Consider the following 24096-nt stretch of genomic DNA (forward strand, 5'->3'; position numbering starts at 1 on the left):
GACGAGGCTGGTGTTACAGCTGAGCCATAGGGAGTGACCCGGATCACGGCATTGACATCCATCGAGTACCGTCGGTAAGCGCGAACGGAGGCGCGCATGACAGAGATCTACTCGCGACGGTCGTTTCTGGCCGGGGTGCTCACCGCCGGCATGGTGTCGGCCTCGGCCAGCTACCTGCTGACCCGCCGTGAGGAGGTCAAGCTGACGCTGGTCACCGGCGTCGACAGCACCGGCGGCCGGCGGCTGCTGGTGCAGATGTGGAACGACCTCAACCCGTACATCAAAATCGATCCGGTCGAGATCAACAGCTCGACCCGGGACCAGTACGAGAAATTCATCTCCAGCAACGCCGACATCTTCAACCTCGACGTCATCCACATCCCCAAGTTCGCTCGCGAACAGCGGATCGTGCCGATCACCCCGCGCAACGACATCTCGCTGCTGGCCCCGGTGCAGCGGCTCAGCGCGCGCGAGGACACCGGCGACTTCTGGGCCGTGCCGTTCAACACCGACGTCGGCGTGCTCTACCGGCGCGTCGCCGACAAGGCCGAGGCCGGGCCCGACCCGTCCCTGGCCCAGATCATGGCGGGCAGCTCGCGCGATTTCGTCGGCCAGCTCGACACGGTCGGCTCGCAGACCGACGAGGCCTTCGTGGTGAACGTGCTCGAGCAGGCGCTGGCGCAGGACGAGGCGATCCTCGACGAGACCGGACAGCTCTCCTTCAGCCTCGGGCAGTGGCGGTCGGCGCTCGGCCCGCTGGCCGCGGCGATCCGGGGCCGCCGGGTCGGCGTGGAAGCCGGCGAGGACGACACCAACCGCACCTTCCAGCGCAACGGTCTGCGCTACATGCGTAACTGGCCGGTCTACTTCCCGGCGATCGACCGGGCCGAGCGGACCAAGCCCAGCACCGGCGAGATCCGCCTCGGGCGCCTGCCGATCGGCATCATCGGCGGGCAGAGCCTGGCCGTCTCGGCCGACAGCGACCACCGCGACGAGGCCGTCGAGGCGATCCACTTCCTCACCGACGCGCACGCCCAGCTGCTGCTGGCCAAGTACGGCTTCGCGCCCACCGGCCTCGACGCGTACATCGACCCGGTCGTGACCGAGACGATGCCGCACCTGAAGGTCATCCGGAACGGGGTCGAGTCGTCCCGGCCGCGCCCGATGCACCACAACTACGCGGCGTTCGCCGAGACCTTCGCCGGGCACATCCATCGGTTCCTGTACGACGGTGAACAGCTCACCCAGCAGTTCATCACCGACATTCAGGGGACGCTGCGATGAGCGGCATCGAGGCGTGGCAGATCTGCATCGTGGTGACCGCGGCCATCGTCCTGATCGAGACGGGCGTCCACCTGGTGCGCGAGAAGGTGCCCGGTTTCAAGGTTCCGGGCTGGTGGCGTACGGCGTTGCTGGTGCTGCTGGTGGTGCTCACCGCTGTCGTCTTCGTGGCGGCGCTCGGCACGAGCCTGGCCGACCAACTGTCCAGTGTGGCCGCCGCGGTGGCCGCGATCTTCGCGCTCTGGCTGGCGTACCGCTCGTACGGCTCGAAATCGGATCCTTCGAACGGCGATACTTCGATAGCCGATAAAAAGCCCGAAGATCGCGATCATCCGACAGAATCGTAAGGTATGGGTGACTTACGGGTGGTGGTTTGCGGCGGATCGGCGGCCGCCGGTGTGCTCGGCCTGATCAAGACGGCGATGGAGCGCGGCTGGTCCGTCGACGTCACGGCGACACAGAACGCGCTCGAGTTCATCGACTCGGCCCAGGTCGCCCGGGTCAGCGGCAAACCCGTGCGCACCACGTACAAGTTCGCGCCGGACGGCACCCGGATCTCGCCGCCGGCCGACGCGCTGATCGTCGCTCCCGCGACCTTCAACACCATCAACAAACTGGCCCTGGGCATCGCCGACACGTACGCGCTGAGCTCGGTGGCCGACGTGATCGGCCGCGGCGTGCCGACAGTGGTGGTGCCCGCGGTCAACGAGGCGCTGGCCGCCCGCCGTCCCTTCCGCCGCTCCCTCGACGAACTGCGCGCCGAGGGCGTCCGCGTGCTGTTCGGCCCGGTCGACGGCTGGGTGCCCGGCAACACCGCCGACTTCCCCTGGATCAAGGCGCTCGACCTGGTCGAGGACGTCTTCGGCCTGAACACCGTCGACCGGCACGCCTCACCTGTCATATAAGCGCTAGGCCGCGGCCCCGGGCCGGGCCTAGCCTGAGACCGTGACGGACCTGCTCGAGCGCTCGAGCGAGCTCGCCGCGCTGGACCGCCTGCTTGCGGAGTCCGCCGCCGGTGGGCGCGTCGCCGTGGTCAGCGGCGAGGCCGGGGCCGGCAAATCCACCCTGGCCGCCGCGTTCGCCGAGGCGGCCGGCCCGCGCGCGCAGACCCTGTGGGGTGCGTGCGACCCGCTGCTCACCCCGCGCGCGCTCGGCCCCCTGCACGACATCGCCCGCCGCCTCGGCGGCACCCTGCGCGAGCGGATCGCCGCGGGCGCCCGGGCCGAGGTGTTCGACCTGCTGCTGGAAGCGCTCGACCGGCCGCCGCAGGCCGCCCGGCCCGTCGTCGTCCTGGAAGACCTGCACTGGGCCGACGAGGCGACACTCGACATGGTCGTGTTCCTCGGCCGGCGGCTCGCGCTGTGCCGGGCGCTGCTGCTCATCACATACCGGGAAGAGGAGATCGGCACCGACCACCGGTTGCGGGCCGTGCTGGCCGGGCTTCCGCCGGGCCTGGTCCGGCGGGTCACCCTGCCGCCGCTGACCCCGGCCGCGGTGGGGGAACTGGCCCGGCGGGCGGGACGGCCGGCCTCGGAGGTGTACGACGTGACGGGCGGCAACCCGTTGCTGGTGACCGAGGTGCTGGCCGCGCCCGCCCGGGACGTGCCGGCGACCGTACGGGACCTGGTCCTGTCCCGGGTCGCCGCCCTGTCGCCGGAGGCGCGCGAGGTGGCCCATCTGGTGTCGGTGGTGCCGTCGCAGTCCGGCGTCGTGGTCGACCGGCTCGACGCGGTGGAGGAATGCCTCGACCGCGGCGTCCTCACGGCCCGCGGCAACGGTGTCGCCTTCCGCCACGAACTCTTGCGGCGGGCGGTCGAGGAGTCGCTGTCCCCGGTACGCCGGTCCGCCCTGCACGCCGAGATCCTGGCCGGCCACGCGGGCAGCGCCGGCGTCGAACCGGCTCGCATGGTCCACCACGCCCACCACGCCGGCGACACGGCCGCGGTGCTGCACTGGGCCCCGATCGCGGCCCGCCGAGCGGCGTCACTCGGCGCCTACCGCCAGGCGGCCGCCCACTACCTGCAGGCCCTGCCCCTGCTGCCGTCGCCCGCACCGACTCTCGGGCCGGAGACGGCTCGGGAGCGGGCGGCGCTGCTGGAGGACTACTCCGTGGCGGCCTATCACGGTGGGCTCACGCCGGAGGCGCTTGAGGCGCGGCGGGAAGCGCTGGCGCTGCGGACCGCTCTCGGCGATGAGGTGCGGGTCGGGGAGAACCTGCGCTGGATCTCGCGGCTCAGCTGGTGGCTCGGGCGGCCCGGGGAGGCGCGCGACGCCGGGTTCCGGGCGGTCGAAGTTCTCGAGGCGCAGGCGGCCGGGCGGGAGCTGGCCGCGGCGTACAGCAATCTCTCGCAATTGTTCATGCTGCGCCACGAGGTGGAGCGGGCGATCGGCTGGGGCGTGCGCGCCACCGAACTGGCCCGCCGCCTCGGCGACCTGGACACCGAGGTGCACGCGCTGGTCAACATCGGCTCGGCGAAAACGCTGGCCGGCGACGTCGAGGGCATCGGCGAGCTGCGGCGCGCGCACGAGCTGGCGCTGGCGGCGGGCCTCGACGACCACGCCGGGCGGGCGCTGGTCAACCTGGCCAGCTTCGCCGTCGACGGCTACGAGCTGACGGTTGCCGGGGAGACGCTGGAGCGGATCATCCCGTTCCTGGTCGCCCGCGACCTGGACGGCTACGTGCGCCACCTGCTCGGTCACCGGGCCCGGCTGCACCTGGCCCGCGGTGACTGGGACGCCGCGTCCCGCGACGCCGAGCAGGCCCTGGACGGTCCGCCCCAGCCCGGCGGCGCGGTGGTGCCGGCCATGGTCGTGCAGGCGGTGCTGAAGGCGCGGCGCGGTTCGCCGGACGCGCTCGAGGCGGCCCAGGCGGCCGCCGATCACGGCTACCCGACGGGGGAGGCCCAGTTCCTGTGCCCGGCCGCGATCGCCCTGGCCGAGGCGCACTGGCTGGCCGGTGATGTCGAACGGGCGGCGATCGAGGCCAAGAAGGGGCTGGCCGTCGCCGAACGGTTCGGCCAGAAATGGTTCGTCGGCGAACTGGCCTTCTGGCTGTGGCGCTGCGGCGGGGAACGAACCCCCGGCGCGGCCACCCCCTTCCGCCTGCTCATCGACGGCGACTGGCGCGGCGCGGCGGCGTTCTGGCAGGAGCGCGATTGCCCGTACGCCCGAGCCGAGGCCCTGGCCCACGGTGACGAGGCCGCCGTGACCGAAGCCGTGCGGATCTTCGACCGGCTCGGCGCGACCGCCCGGTCCCGCGTGCTGCGCGCCGACCTGCGCGAGCGCGGCCGGCCCGTACCGCGCGGCCCCCGGCGCCCGTCCGGCACGGGCCTGACCGCTCGCCAGCACGAGGTCCTGGTCCTGCTGGCCGAGGGCCTGAGCAACGCCGACATCGCCGCCCGCCTGACCGTCTCCGCCAAAACCGTCGACCACCACGTCTCCGCGATCCTGGCCAAGCTCGGCGTCAGTTCCCGGGGCCGGGCCGCGGTGGTCGCCCGGGAACTCAACATAGGGAACTCTCCCCATGTGCCCGACCAGCGAAAACCCTAGCGTCGAAGGCATGACAGAACTCGTACTCGAAGGCCTCAAAGCCAAGCAGCAGAAGACCTGGGCCAGCGGCGACTACGGTGCCGTGGCGGCCCTCATCCATCCCATGGCGGAACAGCTCGTGCAGGCGGCCGACCTGTCGGCCGGGGCGCGCGTGCTCGACGTGGCCGCCGGAACCGGGAACGCGTCGATCGCCGCCGCGCGGTGCGGGGCCGACGTGCTGGCCACCGACTATGTCGGCGCCCTGCTCGACCGGGCCCGGGAACGGGCCGCGGCCGAGCATCTGCCGATCACCACCGAGGTGGCGGACGCGGAGAACCTGCCGTACCCGGACGGGCGTTTCGACGCCGTGTTCTCCGTGGTCGGCGCCATGTTCGCCCCCGACCAGGAGAAAGTGGCGGCCGAACTGACCCGGGTGTGCCGGCCGGGCGGGACGATCGCGATGGCGAACTGGACGCCGGACGGCTTCATCGGCGAGATGTTCCGCACCGTCGGCCGGCGGGTTCCGCCGCCACCCGGCATCCGCGGGCCGGTCGAGTGGGGCAGCGAGGCTCGGGTGCGCGAACTGTTCGGCGACCGGGCCGAGGTGACCGCCACCGTGGAGACGTTCGTGTTCCGGTTCGCCTCGCCGGAGGCTTTCACCGACTACTTCCGGCAGGTCTACGGACCCACGCTGAAGGCGTTCGAGGCGCTCGGCCCGGACGGCGGCAAGCCGCTGTACGACGATCTGGTCGCCCTGGTCGGCCGCTCGAACACCGCCACCGACGGCACCTGCAAGATCCCGTCGACGTACCTGCAGGTCGTGGCTCTACGTCGGTAGTTCGCCGAGCACTGTGGACGGCGCCGGGGGAAACTGCACCTCGGCCGTCCGCATGCCGGCCAGCGCGTTCAGGGCACCGGTCAGCGCCACGGCGCTGGCCGTCCCGAACTTCTCGAACTCGACCCGCATCAGCGGCGTGGCCAGCTTGGCCAGGCCGTGCATCTCCAGCTCCACCCGGTAGGTCACCTCGGCGCCGGCCGCCAACGGCCGTACAGTGACCGAATCGGTGCAGGTGGCGCCCTCGTTGCGCCCGTGGAAGAGCAGGTGGCCGGGCTCGGCCGCGACCAGTGTGTAGACCATCTCGGTGGTGAGCCCGAGGATCCGGCAGACCTGAAGCCAGGTCGCCCCCGGCCGGATCGGGCCGGCGTCCTGCCGGGTGGTGCGCTGCACGGCCGGATCCCAGGCAGCGGTGTGGCCGAAGTCGGTCAGATATCCGAGCACCGGACCGGCGGCGGCGGTCACGGCCAAGGTGCGCTCCACGACGATCATCGAACCCCCAGGGCGTCGGCGTGCGGCCTTCAGCGTAATGGCCGCTTCTGATCATCGCCCTGGGTTTGCCCCGCGCCTCAGTTGCGCGACGAACCTCTTCTGCCACGGCGTCTCGACCGCCCGCGGGTGATAGCCCTGCCGCACATAGGCGACAGCGTCGGCCGCGGGTACCCCGTCGAGCACGGCCATCCAGGCCAGAGCGGTTCCGGTGCGCCCGCGCCCACCACGGCAGGCGATCTCCACCCGGTCGCGGTCGCTGCGGTCAAGAGCTTCGGTCAAGACCGTTTCCGCGTACGCCCGGTCAGCCGGCAACCGAAAATCCGGCCACCGAATCCACCGGCTCTCCCACCCGAATTCGGGCGGCTCGTCCCCGAGCAGGTAGACCCCGAACGTCGGCGGATGCCCCGACGGCATGGCGTCCCGAAGCCCACGCCCCCGCACAAGCCGCCCACTGGGCAGCCGCAACACACCGGCCTCATCCGGCCGCCACAGTCGCTGAGTCACGCCCGAAGCGTAGACGGGCCACACAGCCTCACGAGCGCACGCCGCGGTACCGCGGTTGACGGTCGCGGGGCCGCGGTTACGAGCGCGGCGCCGCGTTTTGCGGATGCAGGGCCGCGTTACGGGCGTGGGCTGCGTTGCGGGCACTGGGCGAGCCGAGGTCGAGCAGGTCGGTCGTGGTGGGGGCGACCCCGGTGTATGTGCGCGGGGCCGCGGTTTACTGGCGCAGGGTCGCGGCGACGGCGGTGAGCCAGTGCCACACCGCCACCGCGCCCGGGTCGGGGTGGCCGAGGACGCGGTCGCCGAGGTAGCTGGAGCGGCCGAGCCGGGCGCGGACCTCGGGGTGGCGGCGGCGCCGACCTTGGCCGCCTCGACCGCGGACTCCAGGGCGGCCGGCCAGTCGTAGCCGGCCTCGAGCCTTTCGGCGAAGGCGTCGGCGGCGGGCTGGAGGGCGTCGACCAGGTGTTGGCCGGCTGGCGGTGGCGAGGGTCTCCATCACCCGCCGGGCCTGTTCCGGCCGGATCCATCCGGAGGGCGCGACGAGCTGCACCAGGTCGCCCGGACGAAGGACAGCTGATCGCAGCGACATCGGGACAGGGTATCCAGTCGTGTCTCCGGTGGCCGTCGGCTAAGGTGGCGGCCATGCAGACCTTCAGTGAGCGACGCCGGCGTTCCGACGACCGCCGCTGATCTCTGCATTTCTCCCGGCGGGTCGAGCCCGCCGGAGCGCCTTACTGGGGCCGGTCGACCCGTCATCGCCGTACGTCGATGGGTCTGATCATGAATCTGGAATCTCTCCTGGCCGGGCGGCTCGCCGCGGCCTTCGAAGCCGTGGCCGGGCGGCCGGTCGATCCGGTGGTGCGGGCGTCGCAGCATGCCGACTTCCAGTCCGGCGCCGCCCTGGGTCTGGCCAAGGACCTCGGGAAACCGCCACGGGACATCGCCACTGCCGTACTGAACGAAGTTGACCTGTCCGGTTTGGCGAAGGCGGAGCTGTCGGGGCCGGGCTTCCTCAACCTCACGGTCGACGACGAGGTGCTGACGGGCGAGCCGCCGCACATTCCGCGGGATCCGAACCCCGAGCGGATCGTGATCGACTACTCCGGGCCCAACGTGGCCAAGGAACTGCACGTCGGGCACCTGCGGTCGACGATCATCGGGGACGCGCTGGCCCGGATGCTCGAGGCGACCGGCCACGACGTCGTCCGGGTCAACCATCTCGGCGACTGGGGCACCCAGTTCGGCATGCTGATCGAATACCTGGCGGGAAACGATCATGGGCAGGCGTCGCTGGGCGACCTCACCGAGTTCTACCGGCGGGCGCGGGTCCGGTTCGACGGCGACGACGGCTTCCGGACCCGGGCCCGGCTGCGGGTCGTCGCCCTGCAGAGCGGCGACCCCACCTCCCGGGCTCTCTGGCAGCGTCTCGTCGCGCAGTCGACGACGTCCTTCATGGACTCCTACGGCCGGCTCGGCATCGGGCTGGCGCCGGGGGATTTCGTCGGGGAGAGCTTCTACCAGCCGATGCTCGCCGACGTCGTGGACGAGCTCACCGCCAAGGGCCTGCTGGTCGAGAGCGAGGGCGCCCTCTGTGCCTTCCCGCCCGGCGAGACCGGACGCGATGGCGAGCCACTTCCGCTGATCGTGCGCAAGAGCGACGGCGGGTTCGGCTACGCGGCCACCGATCTCGCCGCGCTCCGGTTCCGGGCGCAAGAGCTCAAGGCGACCCGATTGCTGTACGTCGTGGGCACCCCGCAAAAGCAGCATTTCCGGATGGTCTTCGCGGTCGCGCGGGCGGCCGGCTGGCTGACCGGCACCGAGACCGAACACATCGACTTCGGCTCGATCCTCGGCCCCGACGGCCGGATGCTCAAGACCCGCTCCGGCGACACGATCAAACTGAGCGACCTGCTCGACGAGGCGGCCACCCGCGCCACCAGCCCCGCCATCGGCGTCGGCGCCGTCAAATACGCCGACCTGGCCGGCGACCGGCGCAGCGACTACGTCTTCGACTGGGACCGCATGCTGGCCGCCACCGGCAACACCGGCCCCTACCTGCAGTACGCCGTCACCCGGATCCGGTCGCTTCTGGCCAAGGCCACCACCGCCCCCGGCCCCGTCCGGCTCACCGACCCGGCCGAGCGGCGGCTGGCCCTGACCCTGCTCGCCTTCGAGCCGGCCGTCACCGCCGCGGCCCGGAAACGGGAACCGCACCGGCTGGCCGCCTACCTGCACGACCTGGCCGTAGCCTTCACCACCTTCTACGAGAAGTGCCCCATCCTGAAGTCCGAAGCCGCCGTACGCGCAAGCCGCCTGACCCTCTCCGACCGGACCGGCCAGACCTTGACCCTGGGACTGGATCTCCTGGGCATCGAGGTGCCGGACGTCATGTGATCTGGCCCGGACAGTTGTGTCGAATAACGTCATCGGTCTATGAATCCTCGCGAGCGCGATCGATACTGACGGCGGCCGGCACAGGGGGGTACGTGGCATACAGCTGTACCGAGCGTCACCGCCGTGCGGCCGCTGTAGTAGTGGTCCTCGCGGCGGTTGTCGGTGTCTGCTGGCCGGATCACGGCTTCACCCGGGGGCGGGCGACCAAGCCACGTCAGAAGCAGTATCTGGCTTGTCCGCACTTCCCGTACTGTCGCAGCAGGCCGGTCGAACGCCCGAGGGGATCGCTGAGCCGCGCACCGCGATGCCGCGAACACGGGTTGGGCATGACGGTCCCTGTCATCTGGAAGCCGCGTTGAACGACTTCGGGCTCGGCAAAGAGAGCATCAACGGTCTCGGCCCAGGCGCCTACCTGGTGAACGTCCTGCCGAGCACCGTCCTGGTCGCCGGTGCTTTCGCGATTCTCTCATCGCGGATCTACCCGTGGAGCAGCCCGATTCGCGGGGTGCGCCCCGGCGTCGAGTCGGTTGTGGCTACTGTTCGCGAGTCGCCCGTCACCGCCCTGGTGATCTTCGCGTCGTCGGTCCTGTTCGTCACTGTCGTCCTGCGGCCGTTCCAGATCTCGGCGGTCCAATGGCTTGAGGGGTACTGGCGGGATCGTTCGATCCTGCGGATCGCTCATGAGTTCGCTGTCGAGCGACACCAGCGCCGCCGAGGGCTCAACCTCGTCCGGCTGCAGGCCATCCCCGAGGAGGAGCCGAGACTCCCGCGCTTCGACGTCGTAGCCGCGCAGCAGCGAGCACGTGTCAGACACCGACGCCGGCAGGAGGCCGCGATGGAGGTGATCTCGCAGCAATACCCGGACCAGGCCGAGGACGTGATGCCGACCCTGCTCGGCAACGTTCTGCGGCGTGCCGAGACCGGAGCAGGCGAACGTTACGGGCTCAGTACTGTGCACACCTTTCCGCGCTTGTACCCGTACCTCTCTCCACGCCTGGCCCAGGAGAACGAGACCCAGCTGAACGTGCTCGACGCGAGTGCCACCCTGGCGATCGTCATCGGCGCACTGGCCGCGCTCTCGTCACCGTTCCTGATCCGCTTCGACGCCTGGAGTGCTGTTCCCGTCGCCTTGCTGCTGGTGGCTGGTGTCAGCTACCGGGGCGCCCGGATCGCCGCACAACGTCATGGCGTCGTTCTGGCGGCGGCCTTCGACCTTCATCGTTTCGACATGCTCTCCGCCATGCATCGGCGGCTTCCGCGGGATGCGAGGGAGGAGCTTGCCGAGAACGCGGCGCTCACGAGCGTTCTCGAAGGCGAGCCTGCGATACGGCAGCGTCCGTGGAAGTACGCTCACCCGGCACCGAGTGAGGGACCGGGCACCGCGCGCTAACGGTCTCGCACGCGCACCGATCCACCGATACCCGCCACGTGTACCACCACGGCGATGCCCCGATCCGCGGTTCGCGCCCGCGCTTGCCATTCCGCCTCGATCTCGCTCAAGCGCTGAGCCTGCTCATGGCTGCGCGGGTCGTCGAAGTCCTCGGCGGTGTCCAAGAAGCCATCGAGTCGAATCTTCCGGCTGGCCGCGGTGCGGCCGGCCACCACTGGCCAATGGCTCGGGAATGCCAGATCGACGTGACCGGCGGCCGAGCTGACAACCACCTCGAGCGGCCCGGTCCGTGGCGTGCCGGCCGAACGCAGGTCGATCACCACTCGGCAGAGGAGAGCCGTGACATCCAACCGCTCCGGTGCCTCAGCATCGAGGTCGTAGATGAGGTGACGATTGAGTAGCAGGCCCGAGGTGCGGCGAGTGGGCGCCGGTGGACCAGACCCTGCCGGCCGTCGCAGCACTACCGAGGTGGCCGCGAGCGCGATCGCCAATCCGGCCACAGACCATCCGTCCTGGGAGATCCGCCAATCGCCGGTCAGCGCGATCAGGACAACCCCGACTGCCCCGAGCAGCAATGGCCCGGTCAGAGTGCCTTTGGGGGCCAGGTTGTAGAGCAGAACGACGGCCGCGCAACCGAGTACGGCATAACCGGCGTGGTCGAGCACTGCCCGGCCCGCTGTCGAAAAGCTGCCGGGCCCGACGAGCGCGAGCACGAGACCCGCCCAGATGCCCGCCACGCCGAGCAGGCCGCCGATTCTTCCGTTGGTCACCTTCTATATGGAATCACGTGTGACAAGCAGAGAGGCGCCGGTGGGCCGATCCACGTGAAGCGATGCCTGTGGTTAACGATCGATTAGTGTGCGTCTGTAAGGTCCGAGCATCGAAAGGCCCGACATGACCATCTCACGGCGTACCGTGCTGGCTGCCTCGGCGGCGACGGTGGCGGCACCGCTTGTTGTGTCCGACGCGGCGCAGGCGCATCCCAAGAACGGTCCCGAGACGTACCACCTCACCGTGCTGGGCACGTCGGACACTCACGGCAACGTCTACAACTGGGACTACTACAAGGACGCCGAGTACGACGACAGCGCGCACAACGACGTCGGTGTCGCCAAGCTCGCCGCCCTGGTGAACAAGCTGCGCAAGGAGGCCAAGGGCGCCACCCTCGTCCTCGACGCCGGCGACACCATTCAGGGCACGCCGCTGGCCACGTACTACGCCAAGCAGGAGCCGATCACCACTACCGGTGAGAAGCACCCGATGGCCCGGGCCATGAACGTGCTCCACTATGACGCCATCACGCTCGGCAACCACGAGTTCAACTACGGTCTTCCGCTGCTGAACCTGTGGATCCGCCAGCTCGGGTTCCCGGCCTTGGCCGCCAACGCGGTCAGCGCCAGGACCGGACGGCCGGCTTTCACGCCGTACATCATCAAGAAGGTCTCTCTGGGCCGGCACGCGCCGACCCTGCGGGTGGGCATCCTCGGGCTGACCAACCCGGGCGTGGCCATCTGGGACAAGGGCAACGTCGAGGGCAAGCTGAACTTCCTCGACATGGTCGGCACCGCCGCCAAGTGGGTGCCGGTCATGCGGGCCCGCGGCGCCGACATCGTGCTGATCTCGGCGCACGGCGGCGACAGCGGCCTGTCGAGCTACGGGCCGGAGCTGCCGAACGAGAACCCGGCCGCGCTGATCGCGCAGAACGTGCCCGGCATCGACGCCATCCTGTTCGGACACGCGCATCAGGAGATCGCGCAACGCTTCGTGACCAACACGAGGACCGGGCAGCAGGTGCTCATGTCGGAGCCGTCGAAGTGGGGTCAGCGCCTCACGAAGATGGACTTCGACCTGGTGCGCGAGAAGGGCCGCTGGCGGATCACGACCAAGGCGGCGGCCACGCTGAACACCAACACGGTCGAGGCCGACCCCCGGGTTCTGGCCGCGGTCAAGGCACAACACGCCAAGACCGTGGCGTACGTCAACCAGGTCGTGGCCACCTCGACCGAGGAGCTTTCGGCGGCGACGTCGCGCTACCAGGACACCCCGATCCTCGACTACATCAACAAGGTGCAGACCGACACGGTGACCGCCGCCCTGGCCGGCACCGAGTACGCGAGCCTGCCGGTGTTGTCGATCGCCGCGCCGTTCAGCCGCACCGCGGTGTTCCCGAAGGGCGAGGTCAAGATCAAGGACGTCGCCGGGCTCTACATCTACGACAACACGCTCGAGGCCGTCGTGCTGACCGGCGCCGAGGTGAAGGCGTACCTGGAGTATTCGGCGAAGTTCTTCGTCACGCTGGCCCCGGGCGCGCCGGTCGACCCGGCCGCGATCAGTGACCCGTCGATCCCGGACTACAACTACGACGTGTTCTCCGGCGTCGACTACGACATCGACATCAGCAAGCCGGTGGGCTCGCGGATCACCCGGCTCCAGATCGCCGGGGCCGACGTCGACCCGGCCGCGCGTTTCGTGGTGGCGGTGAACAACTACCGGCGTTCGGGCGGCGGCAACTTCCCCGGCATCGTGAAGACGCAGGTCTACAACGCGCAGCAGGAGATCCGCCAGTTGCTGATCGACTGGGCGCAGGCCAAGGGCTCGATCGACCCGGCCGACTTCTTCGTCAAGAACTGGCAGCTGGTGCGCGAGGGCGTCCCCGTTTTCTAAAGGAGCGCGACGGTCAGCGCGGCCGTCGTCAGGACGGTCGCGCCGAACACGATCCAGTAGGGGTAGCCCTCGTTGCGCCCGCGCCGGGCCTCCCGGGCCCGGCGCGCCGCCGAGACCATCCCGGGCAGGACGCCGACCAGGGTCCAGAAGATCACCGGCAGCCAGGAGGGCGGTGCGGGCCGGGCGGTCGGGTCCATTTCCTCCGGGTACGCGACGAGCAGCCGGCCCGGAGGGGCCCAGGGCTCACTGTGGGCCGGCTCCGGGCGGGACGGCGGAAGGGCCCAGGGCGGTGCCGTCGGGTAGGTCATGCGCGACCCATCGGCGGCGACCTTCGCTTCTTGAGGTTAGTTTTCGGGAGCAATTCTCACGGGAACCTGCATCTCGGTCACCCACTTGTCGAACTCGCCCGGCGGGCAGTCGAGGTACACCTCCCGGGCGAAGCCGGGCTCGATCGTGCGGTGGCCGTTGTCGTCGATCCAGTTGGCGATCTTCTGCCCGGTCCGGAACGCCTCGGACATCGGGCCGTGGTGCAGCGCCGTCGCCGCCCGTTCGATCGGTGGCAGCGTCACCACGTCGAAGCCCGCCTCCGGCCCCACCTCGGCCGCGCCGATCGGGAAGGCCGCGTGCACCCGGATGGTCTCCTCGCCGGGCTCGGTGGGCGCCGGTTCGTACCAGGCGAGCGGCGCGCCCGTCATGGCCACGCCGTGCCTTTCCATCAGCTCCATGAGGCGTGGGTAGAGCGGACTGAGATTTTCGGTGATCGACGTCGGGTGGTCGTAGCCCTCGGCCGTGGCGGACAGCTGCGCCACCCGCATCGCCGGGATCGTCTTGAGGACGACGTCTCCGGTGTCCATGTGTCCCTCGCTCTCGATCATGCGGAGGCGCGCGTCGACCTGGGCCAGGCGGGCGGTGTCCTGCCGCATGCGCGTGGCCAGTTCGGCCCGGCGCAGGCGCAGCATGCCGCGCAGCTCGGCCGTGTCCACCTTCTCGTCGATCAGCGTCTGCACTTCCTGCAGGCTGAAGCCCAGGTCTTTCAGGGCGGTCACCCGGTTGAGCAGGCGCAGCTGGGCCGCGGTGTAGAAGCGGTAGCCGCTGTGCGGGTCGACGTGGGCGGGACGGAGCAGGCCGATGGCGTCGTAGTGGCGCAGCATGCGCACCGACACCCGGCCCAGGGCGGCGAACTCTCCGATACTGAACATGGTCGGCTCAGCCTGAGGCCTGACACCGTGTGAGGGTCAAGGGTTGGTGCCGGCGCCGGTCCCGCCGGGGTCCTGCTCGGTCGGCGGGGTGGTCACCGGCGTCGTCGGCGGGGTGGTGGCCGGCGTCGTCGGCGGGGTGGTCGCCGGCGTCGTGGCCGGCGGCGTGGTGGTGGGCCGCGTGGTCGGCGGCGTCGTGGTCGGCTTGGTGGTCGGCGCCGTCGACGTCTCGGCCTGGGACGGGGTCGGGCTGGCCGAGCGCGATTGGCCGCTGCCGCCGCGGTTGGTCTGCCGGGACGTCTGCTCGGCGCTGGGCGTCGTCTCCGTCGGCTCGGCGGTCGGCTCGAGGGAGGTGACCGGGGCCGGCGCGTTGTTGGTCCCGTTGTCGTTCTTCTTGGCGTCGTCGTTGCCGCCGCCGCTGAGCGCGATGGCGAGGCCGAGGCCGCCCGCCAGGACCAGGAGCGCGACCACGGCGACCAGCAGCGCGGTCTGGCTGCGGGGCGGGCGCCGGGCCGCGGTGGTGGCGGCCGCGGGCATGGGCGTGGGCGGCAGGTCGCGCGGGAGCGGGACGGCCCGGGTGGGCGCGGCCGGGCTCAGCGGGGCGACCTTCATCGTGCCGGTGAGCCGTTTCCAGTCGAGTGGGCCGGCGGCCGCGAACGCCGCCTCGGCGAACTCGGCGGCCGTCTCGAACCGGTCGGCCGGCTGCTTGGCCATCGCCCGGGAGATCAGGTGGACGACATCGTCCGGCACGTCGGCCGGCAGCGGCTCGGGCTCGTCCTCGAGGTGGCGCAGCGCCACCTGGAGGGCGTTGTCACCGTCGAACGGCGGGTGGCCCGAGATGCAGTGGTAGGCGACCGCGCCGAGCGCGTAGATGTCGGTGGCGGGGGAGACGTTGCCCTTGGCGACCTGTTCGGGCGCCATGTAGAGCGCGGTGCCGACGATCGCGTTCACGGCCGTGACGCTCGTCACGGCGTTCGACCGGGCGACGCCGAAGTCGACCAGCACGACCGTGCCGTTCGGCTTGACGATCAGGTTGCCCGGCTTGACGTCGCGGTGCACCGTGCCGTTGAGGTGGGCCGCGTGCAGCGCCTCGGCCGCCTGGGCCACAATCGACATGACCTCGGTCACCGGCATCGGGCCCTGCTTGACCCGGGTCGAGAGCGGTTCGCCCTCCACGTACGCCATGACCAGGTAGGCGACCGAGTCCTCACCGCCGTCCTCGTCGGCGCCGGCGTAGTCGTAGACCTCCACGACGCCGGGGTGGCGGAAGGCCGCCATCATCCGGGCCTCGCCGTAGAACCGGGCAGCGAACTCGGGGTCGGACAGCATCGCGGAGCGCAGCACCTTGACAGCGATGGTGCGGCCCAGCACGACGTCGGTGCCGCGCCAGACGTCACCCATGCCGCCCGTGGCGATGCGCTCGTCCAACCGGTATCGGTTGCCCAGGAGGTGTCCCGCAGTGAGCACCAAGGGACCTTATCTAATCAGGTGGCGGAGCCACAGCGGTGAGAAACGTGAGAGCCGAGCAGCGCTCAACTTTAGCGAGCCCGGCCGATCCGCGTGGGGCCAGAGGGTCCTGACCGATTTGTCCGTATTTTACGGGTCGGGCGGACACGCCTGGTCGCCGGGCGGCAAAGGGCTCCGTCCGGCGACCAGGGATCAAGGGATTACTTCGTGTCGTACGTGGGAGTGACCACGACCGCCGTCTCGGCCAGCTCAAGCTCCTCGTTCTCGGCCTGGCGCTCCAGCGCGGCCCGGGCCGAGCTCGCCGCGGCCCAGCCGATCGCGGCGCCGAGCAGGCCCACGCCCACGATCAGGCCCCACGGCCGTCCCGGACGGCGCCCGGCGAGCGCCGCGTAAGCGGCGTTGGCCCTGGTCCAGGCCACATCGGCCTTGTCGCCGGCCTTGCCGGCGAGCTTGTAGCTCTGCTTGCTCGCCTTGCGGCTGGCCTTACGGGCCTTGCGGCTCGCCTTGCCCGCCAGGTCCGCGGTCTCCTTGGCGCTGTCGCCGGCGGCGGCCATGGCGGACGACAGGTAGTCCCAGGCCTGGGCGGCCGTACGCTCGGCCTTGCTCTTGCTGGTGAACATGTCTCCTCCTGCGTTCCGGCTACATCGTTAACCCTGCCCATGTGCGCCATTGGTGAAACGTGTCCCGTGTGGACGCCATCACGTTTTGGAAACGACTTGCCACGCCCCGGTAGTCTTGACCCGGTTCACACGAGGCACTCAGGTGTCTGACAGGTTTGGGGCCTAACCTTTCGGTCAGTCTCACCGAACCTTTCGAGGGTGGCGGTGCTCGCTCGGCCAGGAGCGGCGTCATCCCCGAGCGCGGGCGGCGACGGCGTCGACACGCCGTGCGGTGGTCTGTGCATTGGAGGAACGACGCCTGGAGATTCCGGGCGGGTGGAGGGAATTGGCGTGACGCTGTCGATAATGACGTCGACGCTTGCCGGCGATGTGGTGGAGGTCTCGCCCAGCGGCGAGATCGACGTCGAAAACGCGTACGAGATCCGCGAGGCCGTTGGCGAGCAGCTCGCCGCCGGGCCGCCCGGCCGCATCGAGCTCAACCTTCAGAACGTCACCTTCATCGACTCCGTGGGCATCAGCGCCCTCGTGGCCGCCTTCCAGCTCGCCGCCGTGAGTGACGTCAAGCTCGTGGTCACGCGCCCCAGTCGTTTCGCTCACCGTCAGCTCTGGGTGACCGGCCTTCTGGGCCTGTTCGGCAACCCGGAGCCGTACGCCGAGAGCACCGCGCAGCCGGCCACCGCCAGCAGCTGAGGCGTGTCCTAGGCCAGCGCCGACGCGTGGACCTGGATCGTCTCGAGGTTCATGCGCACGTCCACCGCCTCCATGGGCGGGCGGATCGGCGTGACCACGGCGAAGTGCTCGGCCAGCGCGGCCAGATCCGTGTCCGGTTCGAGTAGCTCATCGGCGGCCTGCACGGCCGTACGGACGAATCCCTCACCCGCCTCGGCGATGCTCACCTGAACCTGGCCGAACGAGGCCAGCGACGTCCGGCGCAGCCCGCGGATGCCGTCCAGATGGAGATCCGGCACGTTGAGGTTGAAGACGGTGCCGGTCGGCGTGTGCCGCAGCGTCGGCGCCAGCCGCACGGCCAGCTCGGCCGCGCTCTCCCAGTGCCGCTTCTCGTCCTCCTCGTGGTCGAGGGCGGCCAGGGCGGCCCCGCCGCTGCGCGCCGACGAGGCGCGCGGCGAGAGCACGTCGAGCGAGACCGCCATCCCGTGCAGCCCGGCGTACGAGCCGGTCAGCGTGGCCCCCACGGTCCCGGAGTGCACGACGGCCGAGCCGGCGTTGGCGCCCCGGTTGATGCCCGAGAAGACCATCTCGGGCGGTTCGCCGAACGCCTCCCGCAGGGCCAGGAGCACGATGTACGCGGGGGAGGCGGCCACCGCGTACGCCGGAATGTGTCTGGCGTGCGGCAGTTCCCGCTTGTGCAGAATGATCTTGCCGTGTTCCTCGACCGCCGTCATCGCGGCGCTGCTGCCGCTCGCCTCGGTGACCGGCGCCGCGACCACGACGTCGTGGCCCTCCCGCGCCAGCGCCCGGGCCAGATGTCGCAGGCCGGGCGCGTCGATGCCGTCGTCGTTGGTGACCAGGATTCTCGTCATCACGCCTTCTTGATCGGGGTGAGCTTGACCCGCTCGGTGAGCACCTGGACCGCGTCCAGGTGGCCGGTGCCGAGTCCGTGCCGGGTGACGTTGAGCGCTCCGGCGGCCGCCCCGGTGCGGACCGCGTCGTGCATGTCGCCGCCCTTGGCCAGGACGGCGGCGACGCCCGCGGTCATCGAGTCGCCGGCGCCGCGATGGTCGGCGATCGACAGCTTCGGGATGCCGACCCGGTAGATCTCCTCGTTGAACATGGCCAGCGCGCCGGCGTCGGCCCGCGACACCAGCACCGACTCGGCGCCGTCGTCGTGCAGCTTGAGCAGGGCGTCGGTCAGCTGCTTCTCGGAGTTGTCCTTGGCCAGCCCGTCCTTGATCAGCTCCTCGTGGCTGATCTTGACGACGTTCAGGCCGGCCTTCAGCACCGCCTTGAGGTGGTTGCCGCACAGGTCGGCGATCACCCGGCAGCCGTTGGCCCGCAGGTCCTTGGCGAGGCGGCCGTAGACGTCGGCCCGGATGACTGAGGGGTGCGCGGGGCCGCTGAGGATGGCGTTGCCGGCGCGCAGGCCCTCGGCCAGGGCCAGGTTGTAGAGCTCGTCGAGCTCGTGCCGGGTGAACGGGGCGCCGGGCTGCTCGGCGATCTCCTTGCGCTTGCCGTCGCGGCGGTCGTGGACGTACCAGCCGCTGCCACTCTCCCGCGGGATGGTGCGCAGCTGGACGCCCTTGAAGTCGAGCAGGGGCTTGAGCACCCGCCCGACCTCACCGCCCACGGCCGCGCACAAGGTCACCTCGGCGCCGAGCGAGGTGATCATCCGGGTTTGCCAGATGCCCTGACCGCCCGGGTGGACATGCAGTTCCGGTACGTCGTGTTGCTGTTCGATCGTCACCGTCAGTTGCGGTGCCGGCGCGAAGACCATGACCCGAGCGTCGCCCATAAACGACATTTAAGCCGCAAGTCTCGCTATGGGTGCCGATTCCGGCGATTCAGAGCTCCAGGGCCTCGTTGGTGAGGTCCACGATCTCGCCGGTCAGATCGGGCCGGGTGCGGAGCAGATCTTCCAGGCGTACCCGCCACTTGCCGGCCTCGACGTCGGCCGCGTACCGGTCGCCGCCGGTCTCGACCAGCGCGGTGAGCAGCCGCTGGCGGGTGTCGGCGAAGTGGCCGTAGGTCTCGCTGCCGAGCCGCCGCAGGATCCGGGCGGCGAACGTCTCGGACTGTGGGCTGCCGGCGGCCCGGACGAAGGCCCGGGCGCCGTCCCACGCCACCCGTGGCTGGTGGATGACCATGGTCATGCTGGTGTCCTCCCGTGTTCGCATGGTCACCAAGCGTAGTAACCAGCGAAGACCCCAAGCGACGGGTCGGCGGACGCGGTGACCGATGTGATCAGGGTGCACCCTGAGGTGTGATGATCGCCATACCTGGCGATCACCATCCGGCGGGGGAGCAGCGGCCTCCGGCGCCGACCGGTTCGACCTGAAGCGTCGCGTGCTCGATGTGGAAGTCGTCGTGCAGGGCGTCGCGAGCCGTGCTGAGCACGGTGCCGAGCTCGGCCGCCGGTTCCAGGCTCAGGTGGGCCGAGGCCACGTCCATGCCCGAGGTGAGCGTCCAGACATGCAGGTCGTGCACGTCGCAGACGCCCGGCACGGCGGCCAGGCGGGCCCGGACCCGGGTGATGTCCAGGTGTTGCGGCGCAGCCTGGACCAGGATCCGCACGGCCGAGCGGCCGAGCGCGAAGGTGCGCGGCAGGATCAGCAGCGCGACGATGACGGCGACGATCGGGTCCGCGTACGACCAGCCGGTCAGCCCGATGATCGCGGCGGCCAGGATGACGCCGACCGAGCCCAGCAGGTCGCCGATCACCTCGAGGTAGGCCCCGCGGACGTTGATGCTCTCCTGGGCGCCCTCGCGGAGCAGCGCGAACGCGATCAGGTTGATGATCAGGCCGCCGGCCGCGACGATCAGCATCGAGCCGGCCGGCACGTCCGGTGGATCGGTGAAGCGGCGCACGGCCTGCACCACGACGAAGCCGGCGACGGCGGTCAGCAGCACGGCGTTGGCCAGGGCGGCCAGCACCTCGAGCCGGTAGAGGCCGAAGGTGCGCTGGGAGTCGGTGGCGGCGCGGCCGGCCGCGGTGATCGCGGCCAGGGCCATGGCGATGCCGAGGACGTCGGTGAACATGTGCCCGGCGTCGGAGAGCAGCGCCAGCGAGCCGGTCGCCCAGGCGGCCAGCGCCTCGACGATCATGAACGCGGCCAGCAGGCCGGCAGCCCACCACAGGCGGGAGCGGTGCTTCGCTCCTGCCCTCAGCGCTTGACCACCGTGGTCGTGCCCGGCTCCCATGCATCAACCTTCCGTCGGCCCCGTAAGCCTCCGCCAATGTATGCGGACATTGCTATGTGTGCAAGTTGAACTCTTGCCAGACCGCTGGGGTATGAAGTCATGGACAAGTCAAAAGCTCCGCCTGGAAAGGACCTCATCTCCGTGTCCAGACGTACCCTCGCGATTGTCATGGCAACGGTGCTCGCCGTGGTCGGCGCCGCGTCGCCCGCTGCCGCTCATTCCCCCGCACGGGGGCCTTCCGTCCTCGCCCTGCCCGACGGGTTCCAGCCCGAGGGCATCGCCATCGGCCACCAGCCGTACGCCTACTTCGGTTCCCGCGCCGACGGCGACATCTACCGGGTCAACCTGCGGACCGGCGCCGGTGCGACCCTGAGCCAGGGCCCGGGCACGCCGTCCCTGGGCCTGAAGGTCGACGACCGCGGCCGGCTCTTCGTGGCCGGCGGCAGCGGCGGCGACGCCCGCGTGATCGACACGCGGAGCGGTGCGGTGCTGAAGTCGTACACACTCCAGACCGTCCCGTCCTTCATCAACGACGTCACGCTGACCGGCGGCGCCGCCTGGTACACCGACTCCACCAACCCCGTGCTGTTCAAGCTGCCGCTCGGCCGGCACGGCAAACTGCCGGCGAAGGCGGTGGCGGTCCCGCTGACCGGCGACATCGCCTACGCCACCGGGGTCAACGCCAACGGCATCGCGCCCACCCCCGACGGCAAGGCCCTGATCGTGGTGCAGAGCAACACCGGAAAGCTGTTCCGGGTCACGTACGACGGCAAGGCCACCCTGATCGACCTGGGCGCCGAGAACGTCACGAACGGCGACGGCCTCTGGCTGCGCGGCCGCACGCTGTACGTCGTGCAGAACCGGCTCAACGTGATCACCAAGATCGAGCTGAACCGGAAGGGCACCGCCGGCACCGTCGTCTCGCGGACCGGCAGCCCGAACTTCGACGTGCCGACCACGATCGCCGAGTACGGCAAGCGGTTCTACCTGCCCAACGCCCGGTTCACGACGCCGGCGACGCCGGAGACGACCTACACCGCGGTCGGGGTGCCTATCCCTTAGGCAGCCAGCCGGCCACGGTTCCGACAGTGGTCAGGCGCTGGGTGGCCCGGGACAGGGCGACGTACAGGGTGCGCATGCCGGCCGCGTCCCCGGTCAGGGACGACGGCTCGACGAGCACCACCGCGTCGTACTCCATGCCCTTGGCCTCCAGCGCCGTGACCACCTGGACCCGCTCCGGCAGGCCGGCCACCCAGCCGGCCATCTCGTCGCGGCGCGGCACCGGGGTGATCACGCCGATCGTCCCGTCGACGTCCGCCAGCTGCTTCTCGGTCACCTCACGCACCAGATCGGGCAGCGCCGGCGCGGCGGCGACCAGGTCGACCGGGTCCACACCGGTGCTGCGCACGGCCCGCGGCAGCGGCAGATCGGGCATGATCACGCGGATCACCTCGGCCGCCACCGCGAAGATCTCCGACGAGTTCCGGTAGTTCGTGGTCAGCGCGAAGCTGTTGCGCTTGCGGGAGCCGAGAGCGCGGTCGCGGGCCCGGTCGAGCTCGTCCGGGTCGCCGGCCCAGGCCGTCTGCGCCGGGTCACCGACGATCGTCCACGACGCGTACGAACCGCGGCGGCCGATCATCCGCCACTGCATCGGCGAGACGTCCTGCGACTCGTCGACGACCACGTGCGCGTACTCCCGGTAGTCCTCGTCGCGCTGCACCTGCTGGGCCCGCTGCGCGGCCTGCCGGTCGGCGTACGTGCTGACCTCCTGGATCCCGTCCCGTACGTGGAACGGATTCTTGGTCTTCTTGGCGGCCTGCCGGGGCCGGCCCAGGACCTCGTCCAGCTCGTCGAGCAGCGCCACGTCGGCGATCGTCGGCCCCTCGGTGGCCAGCGCGTCGAACGACCCCTGCAGGCGGGCGATCTCGTCACGGGACAGGACCCCATTGGCGTACGCCTTGAACCGCTGCGGAACCGCAAGCCAGCGCAGCACCCGCATCGGCGTGAAACGCGGCCACCACTGACGGAGGAAGTCGCGGAAGTCGCCCCGGTCGGCCAGCTCGGACTCGAACTCGCGCTTCTCCGGCAGGCCGCTCACCTTGTGCTGGCGGGCCTGCGCCCAGAGCGCGTCGAAAAGCCGGTCGAAGCCCACCCCGCGAACCTCGTTGCGCCGGGCCCCGCGCGGCAGCGCGGACCGCCGGATCTTGTCGAGCTCCTCCCGGCCCAGGCGCAGCAGGGTGCCCCGGTAGAGCAGGCGCAGCTCGGTGGGCCCGTCCGGAACGGCGTCGTGCGAGGCCCGCTCGAGCACCCGGCGCATCCGCAGCGAGCCCTTGACCGCGGCGATGTCGCTCGGGTCGACCCGGGTGGCGGCGTAGCCCGGCACGAGCGTGCCCAGCGAGCGCAGGGTGGCGGTGTCCTCGCCGAGCGACGGCAGAACGGTGGCGATGTACTCGACGAAGACGCCCGAGGGCCCGACGACGAGGATGCCACCCCCGGCGAACCGGTTACGGTCCGAGTAGAGCAGGTAGGCGGCGCGGTGCAGAGCCACGGCGGTCTTGCCGGTGCCCGGCCCGCCGGTCACGATCGTCACCCCGGAGCCGGGGGAGCGGATCGCGTCGTCCTGTTCCCGCTGAATCGTGGCGACGATGTCGCGCATGCCCCGCCCGGTCGCCTTGGACAGGCTGGCCAGCAGCGCTCCGTCACCGACAACCCGCATGTCGGCCGGCGCGGCATCGGGGTCGAGCAGGTCATCCTCGATGCCGGTGACCCGCTCACCACTCGACTGGATCATCCGGCGCCGCACGACCCCGAGCGGCTCGGCCGCGGTGGCCCGGTAGAAGGCGGCGGCGGCCGGCGCCCGCCAGTCGACCACCAGCGGTTGCGAGCTGTCGTCCCGAATACCCATGCGGCCGACGTAGTGGGTGGCCCCGGTCTTCAGATCGAGCCGCCCGAACACCAGCCCCTCGTACTCGGTGTCGAGAGCGTGCCGCCGCCGCGCGGCGTGGAAAACCATGGCATCCCGCTCAACCAGGGCGCCGAAGTTCCCGACACCGGCAAGCTGGTAGCCCTCCTTCTCGGCGCGCGAGGCATCCCGGCGCAGCTCAGCGAGCCGGGAGTACACCCGGTCCACGTGCCCCTGCTCGACCGCGATCTCCTGCTGCAGAACGGTGGCGTCGCTCAACTCCGTGGATCTCCCTATGTCCGCGCCCCCACGTGCAGGGGGCAATCGAACTTACTCCCCCCACACATCCCCCGTCTGCTCCGACCCCCGCTTCCCCGCCAACTCGCGTTTTCCGACCCCTACCGGTTCTCACCCCACCCCGCTTCGTCCTTGCCCTTTTCTGCCCGGGCTGCCCGGTTCGCCCCTTCCCGGGTTCACTGCCTTCCTCTCCTGGGTTGGGCCTTCCTAGGTTCGGCTTGCCTCGGCCTGGCTTCCGGACCCGGCGGCTGCTGAACCGTCACAGCTTCCGCCCGGCCTCGAGCGATGCGGGCGAATTGTCAGAACTTCTGGCCGCTCTTGTCCGGGCCATCGGGCTCGGACAGGCATCCGATTTTTCGGTTATTTACCGCCTTATCAAGCGCTACGTCGGCCCTGTCGGGCCTTGCTGCGGCTCGGTGAAGCGGTGCCCGAGCGACCTGGCTCTGAGAGTGCCGCGATCCCGATCAGGACCCAGGCCGAGGGCTCGAAGCCGGTGACCTTCACGCTGCGGTGCACAAGGTGCCCATGCGGCCTGGCTCGCGGTGTTCAAGGTGCCCATGCGGCCTGGCTCTGCGGTGCCTGCACGTCGCGGTACTCAAGGTGCCCATGCGGCCTGGCTCGCGGTGTTCAAGGTGCCCATGCGGCCTGGCTCT

23 protein-coding genes are annotated in these 24096 nt (G+C 70.5%); 10 read left to right on the top strand and 13 right to left on the bottom strand.

Translation table 11 applies throughout. The features are described from left to right. Positions 1-96: 96 nt before the first annotated feature. The 5 genes from AB0C26_RS25280 to AB0C26_RS25300 are packed head-to-tail and all read left to right on the top strand — an operon-like array spanning position 97 to position 5647. Positions 97-1284 (top strand): ABC transporter-binding protein, encoded by a 1188-nt coding sequence (locus AB0C26_RS25280; protein WP_360252158.1) that lies wholly within the window; start codon positions 97-99, stop codon positions 1282-1284. Continuing rightward, on the top strand, positions 1281-1628 hold the full coding sequence (locus tag AB0C26_RS25285; protein WP_360252161.1) for a hypothetical protein: 348 nt from the start codon (positions 1281-1283) through the stop codon (positions 1626-1628). Before AB0C26_RS25280 ends, AB0C26_RS25285 begins: the two co-directional genes overlap by 4 nt. 3 nt (positions 1629-1631) lie before the next feature. Beyond that, positions 1632-2186 carry a flavoprotein gene (locus AB0C26_RS25290; RefSeq protein WP_360252164.1) on the top strand — a complete coding sequence of 185 codons (555 nt, stop codon included), beginning with the start codon at positions 1632-1634 and terminating at the stop codon, positions 2184-2186. 40 nt (positions 2187-2226) lie between these two features. Further along, on the top strand, positions 2227-4830 hold the full coding sequence (locus tag AB0C26_RS25295) for an AAA family ATPase (protein WP_360252167.1): 2604 nt from the start codon (positions 2227-2229) through the stop codon (positions 4828-4830). 10 nt (positions 4831-4840) lie between these two features. Further along, positions 4841-5647: a class I SAM-dependent methyltransferase gene (locus tag AB0C26_RS25300; protein WP_360252170.1), complete on the top strand. Its 807-nt coding sequence runs from the start codon at positions 4841-4843 to the stop codon at positions 5645-5647. Here the strand turns inward: AB0C26_RS25300 and AB0C26_RS25305 are convergent. The 3 genes from AB0C26_RS25305 to AB0C26_RS25315 form a co-directional block, all read right to left on the bottom strand. Further along, the gene (locus tag AB0C26_RS25305; protein WP_360252173.1) at positions 5636-6127 is read right to left on the bottom strand and encodes an SRPBCC family protein; all 492 of its coding nucleotides are present in this window, start codon (positions 6125-6127) and stop codon (positions 5636-5638) included. The genes AB0C26_RS25300 and AB0C26_RS25305 overlap by 12 nt on opposite strands. Before the next feature lie 60 nt (positions 6128-6187). Beyond that, positions 6188-6640, bottom strand: a complete 453-nt coding sequence (locus AB0C26_RS25310; RefSeq protein ID WP_360252176.1) for a protein phosphatase — start codon at positions 6638-6640, stop codon at positions 6188-6190. Between the two features lie 214 nt (positions 6641-6854). Further along, entirely contained in the window at positions 6855-7226 is a 372-nt protein-coding gene (locus tag AB0C26_RS25315) for a DAK2 domain-containing protein (protein ID WP_360252179.1), read from the bottom strand. Positions 7227-7417: 191 nt separating this feature from the next. Between AB0C26_RS25315 and argS the strand changes: the two genes are divergently transcribed. Together argS and AB0C26_RS25325 are read left to right on the top strand one after the other, a co-directional pair. Then, positions 7418-9031: an arginine--tRNA ligase gene (gene argS, locus AB0C26_RS25320; RefSeq protein WP_360252182.1), complete on the top strand. Its 1614-nt coding sequence runs from the start codon at positions 7418-7420 to the stop codon at positions 9029-9031. A 232-nt stretch (positions 9032-9263) separates the two neighbouring features. Next, on the top strand, positions 9264-10421 hold the full coding sequence (locus tag AB0C26_RS25325) for a hypothetical protein (protein ID WP_360252185.1): 1158 nt from the start codon (positions 9264-9266) through the stop codon (positions 10419-10421). Here the strand turns inward: AB0C26_RS25325 and AB0C26_RS25330 are convergent. Then, positions 10418-11191: a hypothetical protein gene (locus tag AB0C26_RS25330; RefSeq protein ID WP_360252188.1), complete on the bottom strand. Its 774-nt coding sequence runs from the start codon at positions 11189-11191 to the stop codon at positions 10418-10420. The two genes, AB0C26_RS25325 and AB0C26_RS25330, sit on opposite strands and share 4 nt — an antisense overlap. A gap of 124 nt (positions 11192-11315) precedes the next feature. Here AB0C26_RS25330 and AB0C26_RS25335 point away from each other — a divergent pair, with 124 nt between their 5' ends. After that, a complete protein-coding gene (locus AB0C26_RS25335) occupies positions 11316-13085 on the top strand; it encodes a 5'-nucleotidase C-terminal domain-containing protein (protein WP_360252191.1) in 1770 nt (589 codons plus the stop codon). Here the strand turns inward: AB0C26_RS25335 and AB0C26_RS25340 are convergent. From AB0C26_RS25340 to AB0C26_RS25355, 4 genes are all read right to left on the bottom strand, one after another. After that, positions 13082-13393, bottom strand: a complete 312-nt coding sequence (locus tag AB0C26_RS25340; protein ID WP_360252194.1) for a hypothetical protein — start codon at positions 13391-13393, stop codon at positions 13082-13084. The two genes, AB0C26_RS25335 and AB0C26_RS25340, sit on opposite strands and share 4 nt — an antisense overlap. A gap of 36 nt (positions 13394-13429) precedes the next feature. Then, a complete protein-coding gene (locus AB0C26_RS25345; RefSeq protein WP_360252197.1) occupies positions 13430-14284 on the bottom strand; it encodes a MerR family transcriptional regulator in 855 nt (284 codons plus the stop codon). Between the two features lie 36 nt (positions 14285-14320). Continuing rightward, positions 14321-15748 carry a serine/threonine-protein kinase gene (locus AB0C26_RS25350; protein ID WP_360252200.1) on the bottom strand — a complete coding sequence of 476 codons (1428 nt, stop codon included), beginning with the start codon at positions 15746-15748 and terminating at the stop codon, positions 14321-14323. Between the two features lie 200 nt (positions 15749-15948). Continuing rightward, positions 15949-16368 carry a hypothetical protein gene (locus AB0C26_RS25355; protein ID WP_360252203.1) on the bottom strand — a complete coding sequence of 140 codons (420 nt, stop codon included), beginning with the start codon at positions 16366-16368 and terminating at the stop codon, positions 15949-15951. A 330-nt stretch (positions 16369-16698) separates the two neighbouring features. On the opposite strand from AB0C26_RS25355, the gene AB0C26_RS25360 reads away from it, so the two are divergent. Then, entirely contained in the window at positions 16699-17058 is a 360-nt protein-coding gene (locus AB0C26_RS25360) for an STAS domain-containing protein (RefSeq protein ID WP_360252206.1), read from the top strand. An 8-nt stretch (positions 17059-17066) separates the two neighbouring features. Here AB0C26_RS25360 and AB0C26_RS25365 read toward each other — a convergent pair whose 3' ends face one another. The 4 genes from AB0C26_RS25365 to AB0C26_RS25380 all read right to left on the bottom strand — a co-directional run bounded on the left by AB0C26_RS25365 (position 17067) and on the right by AB0C26_RS25380 (position 20244). Further along, on the bottom strand, positions 17067-17909 hold the full coding sequence (locus AB0C26_RS25365; protein WP_360252209.1) for a 5'/3'-nucleotidase SurE: 843 nt from the start codon (positions 17907-17909) through the stop codon (positions 17067-17069). After that, positions 17909-18838, bottom strand: coding sequence for a 1-phosphofructokinase family hexose kinase (locus AB0C26_RS25370; RefSeq protein ID WP_245922961.1), 930 nt, complete (start codon positions 18836-18838; stop codon positions 17909-17911). Before AB0C26_RS25370 ends, AB0C26_RS25365 begins: the two co-directional genes overlap by 1 nt. 49 nt (positions 18839-18887) lie before the next feature. Further along, the gene (locus AB0C26_RS25375) at positions 18888-19220 is read right to left on the bottom strand and encodes a hypothetical protein (protein WP_360252212.1); all 333 of its coding nucleotides are present in this window, start codon (positions 19218-19220) and stop codon (positions 18888-18890) included. Between the two features lie 109 nt (positions 19221-19329). After that, positions 19330-20244 (bottom strand): cation diffusion facilitator family transporter, encoded by a 915-nt coding sequence (locus AB0C26_RS25380; protein ID WP_360252215.1) that lies wholly within the window; start codon positions 20242-20244, stop codon positions 19330-19332. 168 nt (positions 20245-20412) lie between these two features. Here AB0C26_RS25380 and AB0C26_RS25385 point away from each other — a divergent pair, with 168 nt between their 5' ends. Continuing rightward, on the top strand, positions 20413-21306 hold the full coding sequence (locus AB0C26_RS25385; RefSeq protein WP_360252218.1) for a superoxide dismutase: 894 nt from the start codon (positions 20413-20415) through the stop codon (positions 21304-21306). On the opposite strand, the gene AB0C26_RS25390 is transcribed toward AB0C26_RS25385, so the two are convergent. Continuing rightward, positions 21296-23425 carry an AAA family ATPase gene (locus AB0C26_RS25390; RefSeq protein WP_360252221.1) on the bottom strand — a complete coding sequence of 710 codons (2130 nt, stop codon included), beginning with the start codon at positions 23423-23425 and terminating at the stop codon, positions 21296-21298. The genes AB0C26_RS25385 and AB0C26_RS25390 overlap by 11 nt on opposite strands. Positions 23426-24096 lie beyond the last annotated feature (671 nt).

It is taken from the genome of Actinoplanes sp. NPDC048796 (assembly GCF_040650035.1).
Classification (GTDB): domain Bacteria; phylum Actinomycetota; class Actinomycetes; order Mycobacteriales; family Micromonosporaceae; genus Actinoplanes.

Coding starts and splice junctions, on each gene's coding strand:
- AB0C26_RS25285 (WP_360252161.1), top strand. CDS start 1,281: ATGAGCGGCATCGAGGCGTGGCAGATCTGCATCGTGGTGACCGCGGCC.
- AB0C26_RS25370 (WP_245922961.1), bottom strand. CDS start 18,838: ATGGGCGACGCTCGGGTCATGGTCTTCGCGCCGGCACCGCAACTGACG.
- argS (WP_360252182.1), top strand. CDS start 7,418: ATGAATCTGGAATCTCTCCTGGCCGGGCGGCTCGCCGCGGCCTTCGAA.
- AB0C26_RS25380 (WP_360252215.1), bottom strand. CDS start 20,244: ATGGGAGCCGGGCACGACCACGGTGGTCAAGCGCTGAGGGCAGGAGCG.
- AB0C26_RS25280 (WP_360252158.1), top strand. CDS start 97: ATGACAGAGATCTACTCGCGACGGTCGTTTCTGGCCGGGGTGCTCACC.
- AB0C26_RS25315 (WP_360252179.1), bottom strand. CDS start 7,226: ATGTCGCTGCGATCAGCTGTCCTTCGTCCGGGCGACCTGGTGCAGCTC.
- AB0C26_RS25385 (WP_360252218.1), top strand. CDS start 20,413: ATGGCAACGGTGCTCGCCGTGGTCGGCGCCGCGTCGCCCGCTGCCGCT.
- AB0C26_RS25340 (WP_360252194.1), bottom strand. CDS start 13,393: ATGACCTACCCGACGGCACCGCCCTGGGCCCTTCCGCCGTCCCGCCCG.
- AB0C26_RS25290 (WP_360252164.1), top strand. CDS start 1,632: ATGGGTGACTTACGGGTGGTGGTTTGCGGCGGATCGGCGGCCGCCGGT.
- AB0C26_RS25300 (WP_360252170.1), top strand. CDS start 4,841: ATGACAGAACTCGTACTCGAAGGCCTCAAAGCCAAGCAGCAGAAGACC.
- AB0C26_RS25345 (WP_360252197.1), bottom strand. CDS start 14,284: ATGTTCAGTATCGGAGAGTTCGCCGCCCTGGGCCGGGTGTCGGTGCGC.
- AB0C26_RS25335 (WP_360252191.1), top strand. CDS start 11,316: ATGACCATCTCACGGCGTACCGTGCTGGCTGCCTCGGCGGCGACGGTG.
- AB0C26_RS25355 (WP_360252203.1), bottom strand. CDS start 16,368: ATGTTCACCAGCAAGAGCAAGGCCGAGCGTACGGCCGCCCAGGCCTGG.
- AB0C26_RS25375 (WP_360252212.1), bottom strand. CDS start 19,220: ATGCGAACACGGGAGGACACCAGCATGACCATGGTCATCCACCAGCCA.
- AB0C26_RS25365 (WP_360252209.1), bottom strand. CDS start 17,909: ATGACGAGAATCCTGGTCACCAACGACGACGGCATCGACGCGCCCGGC.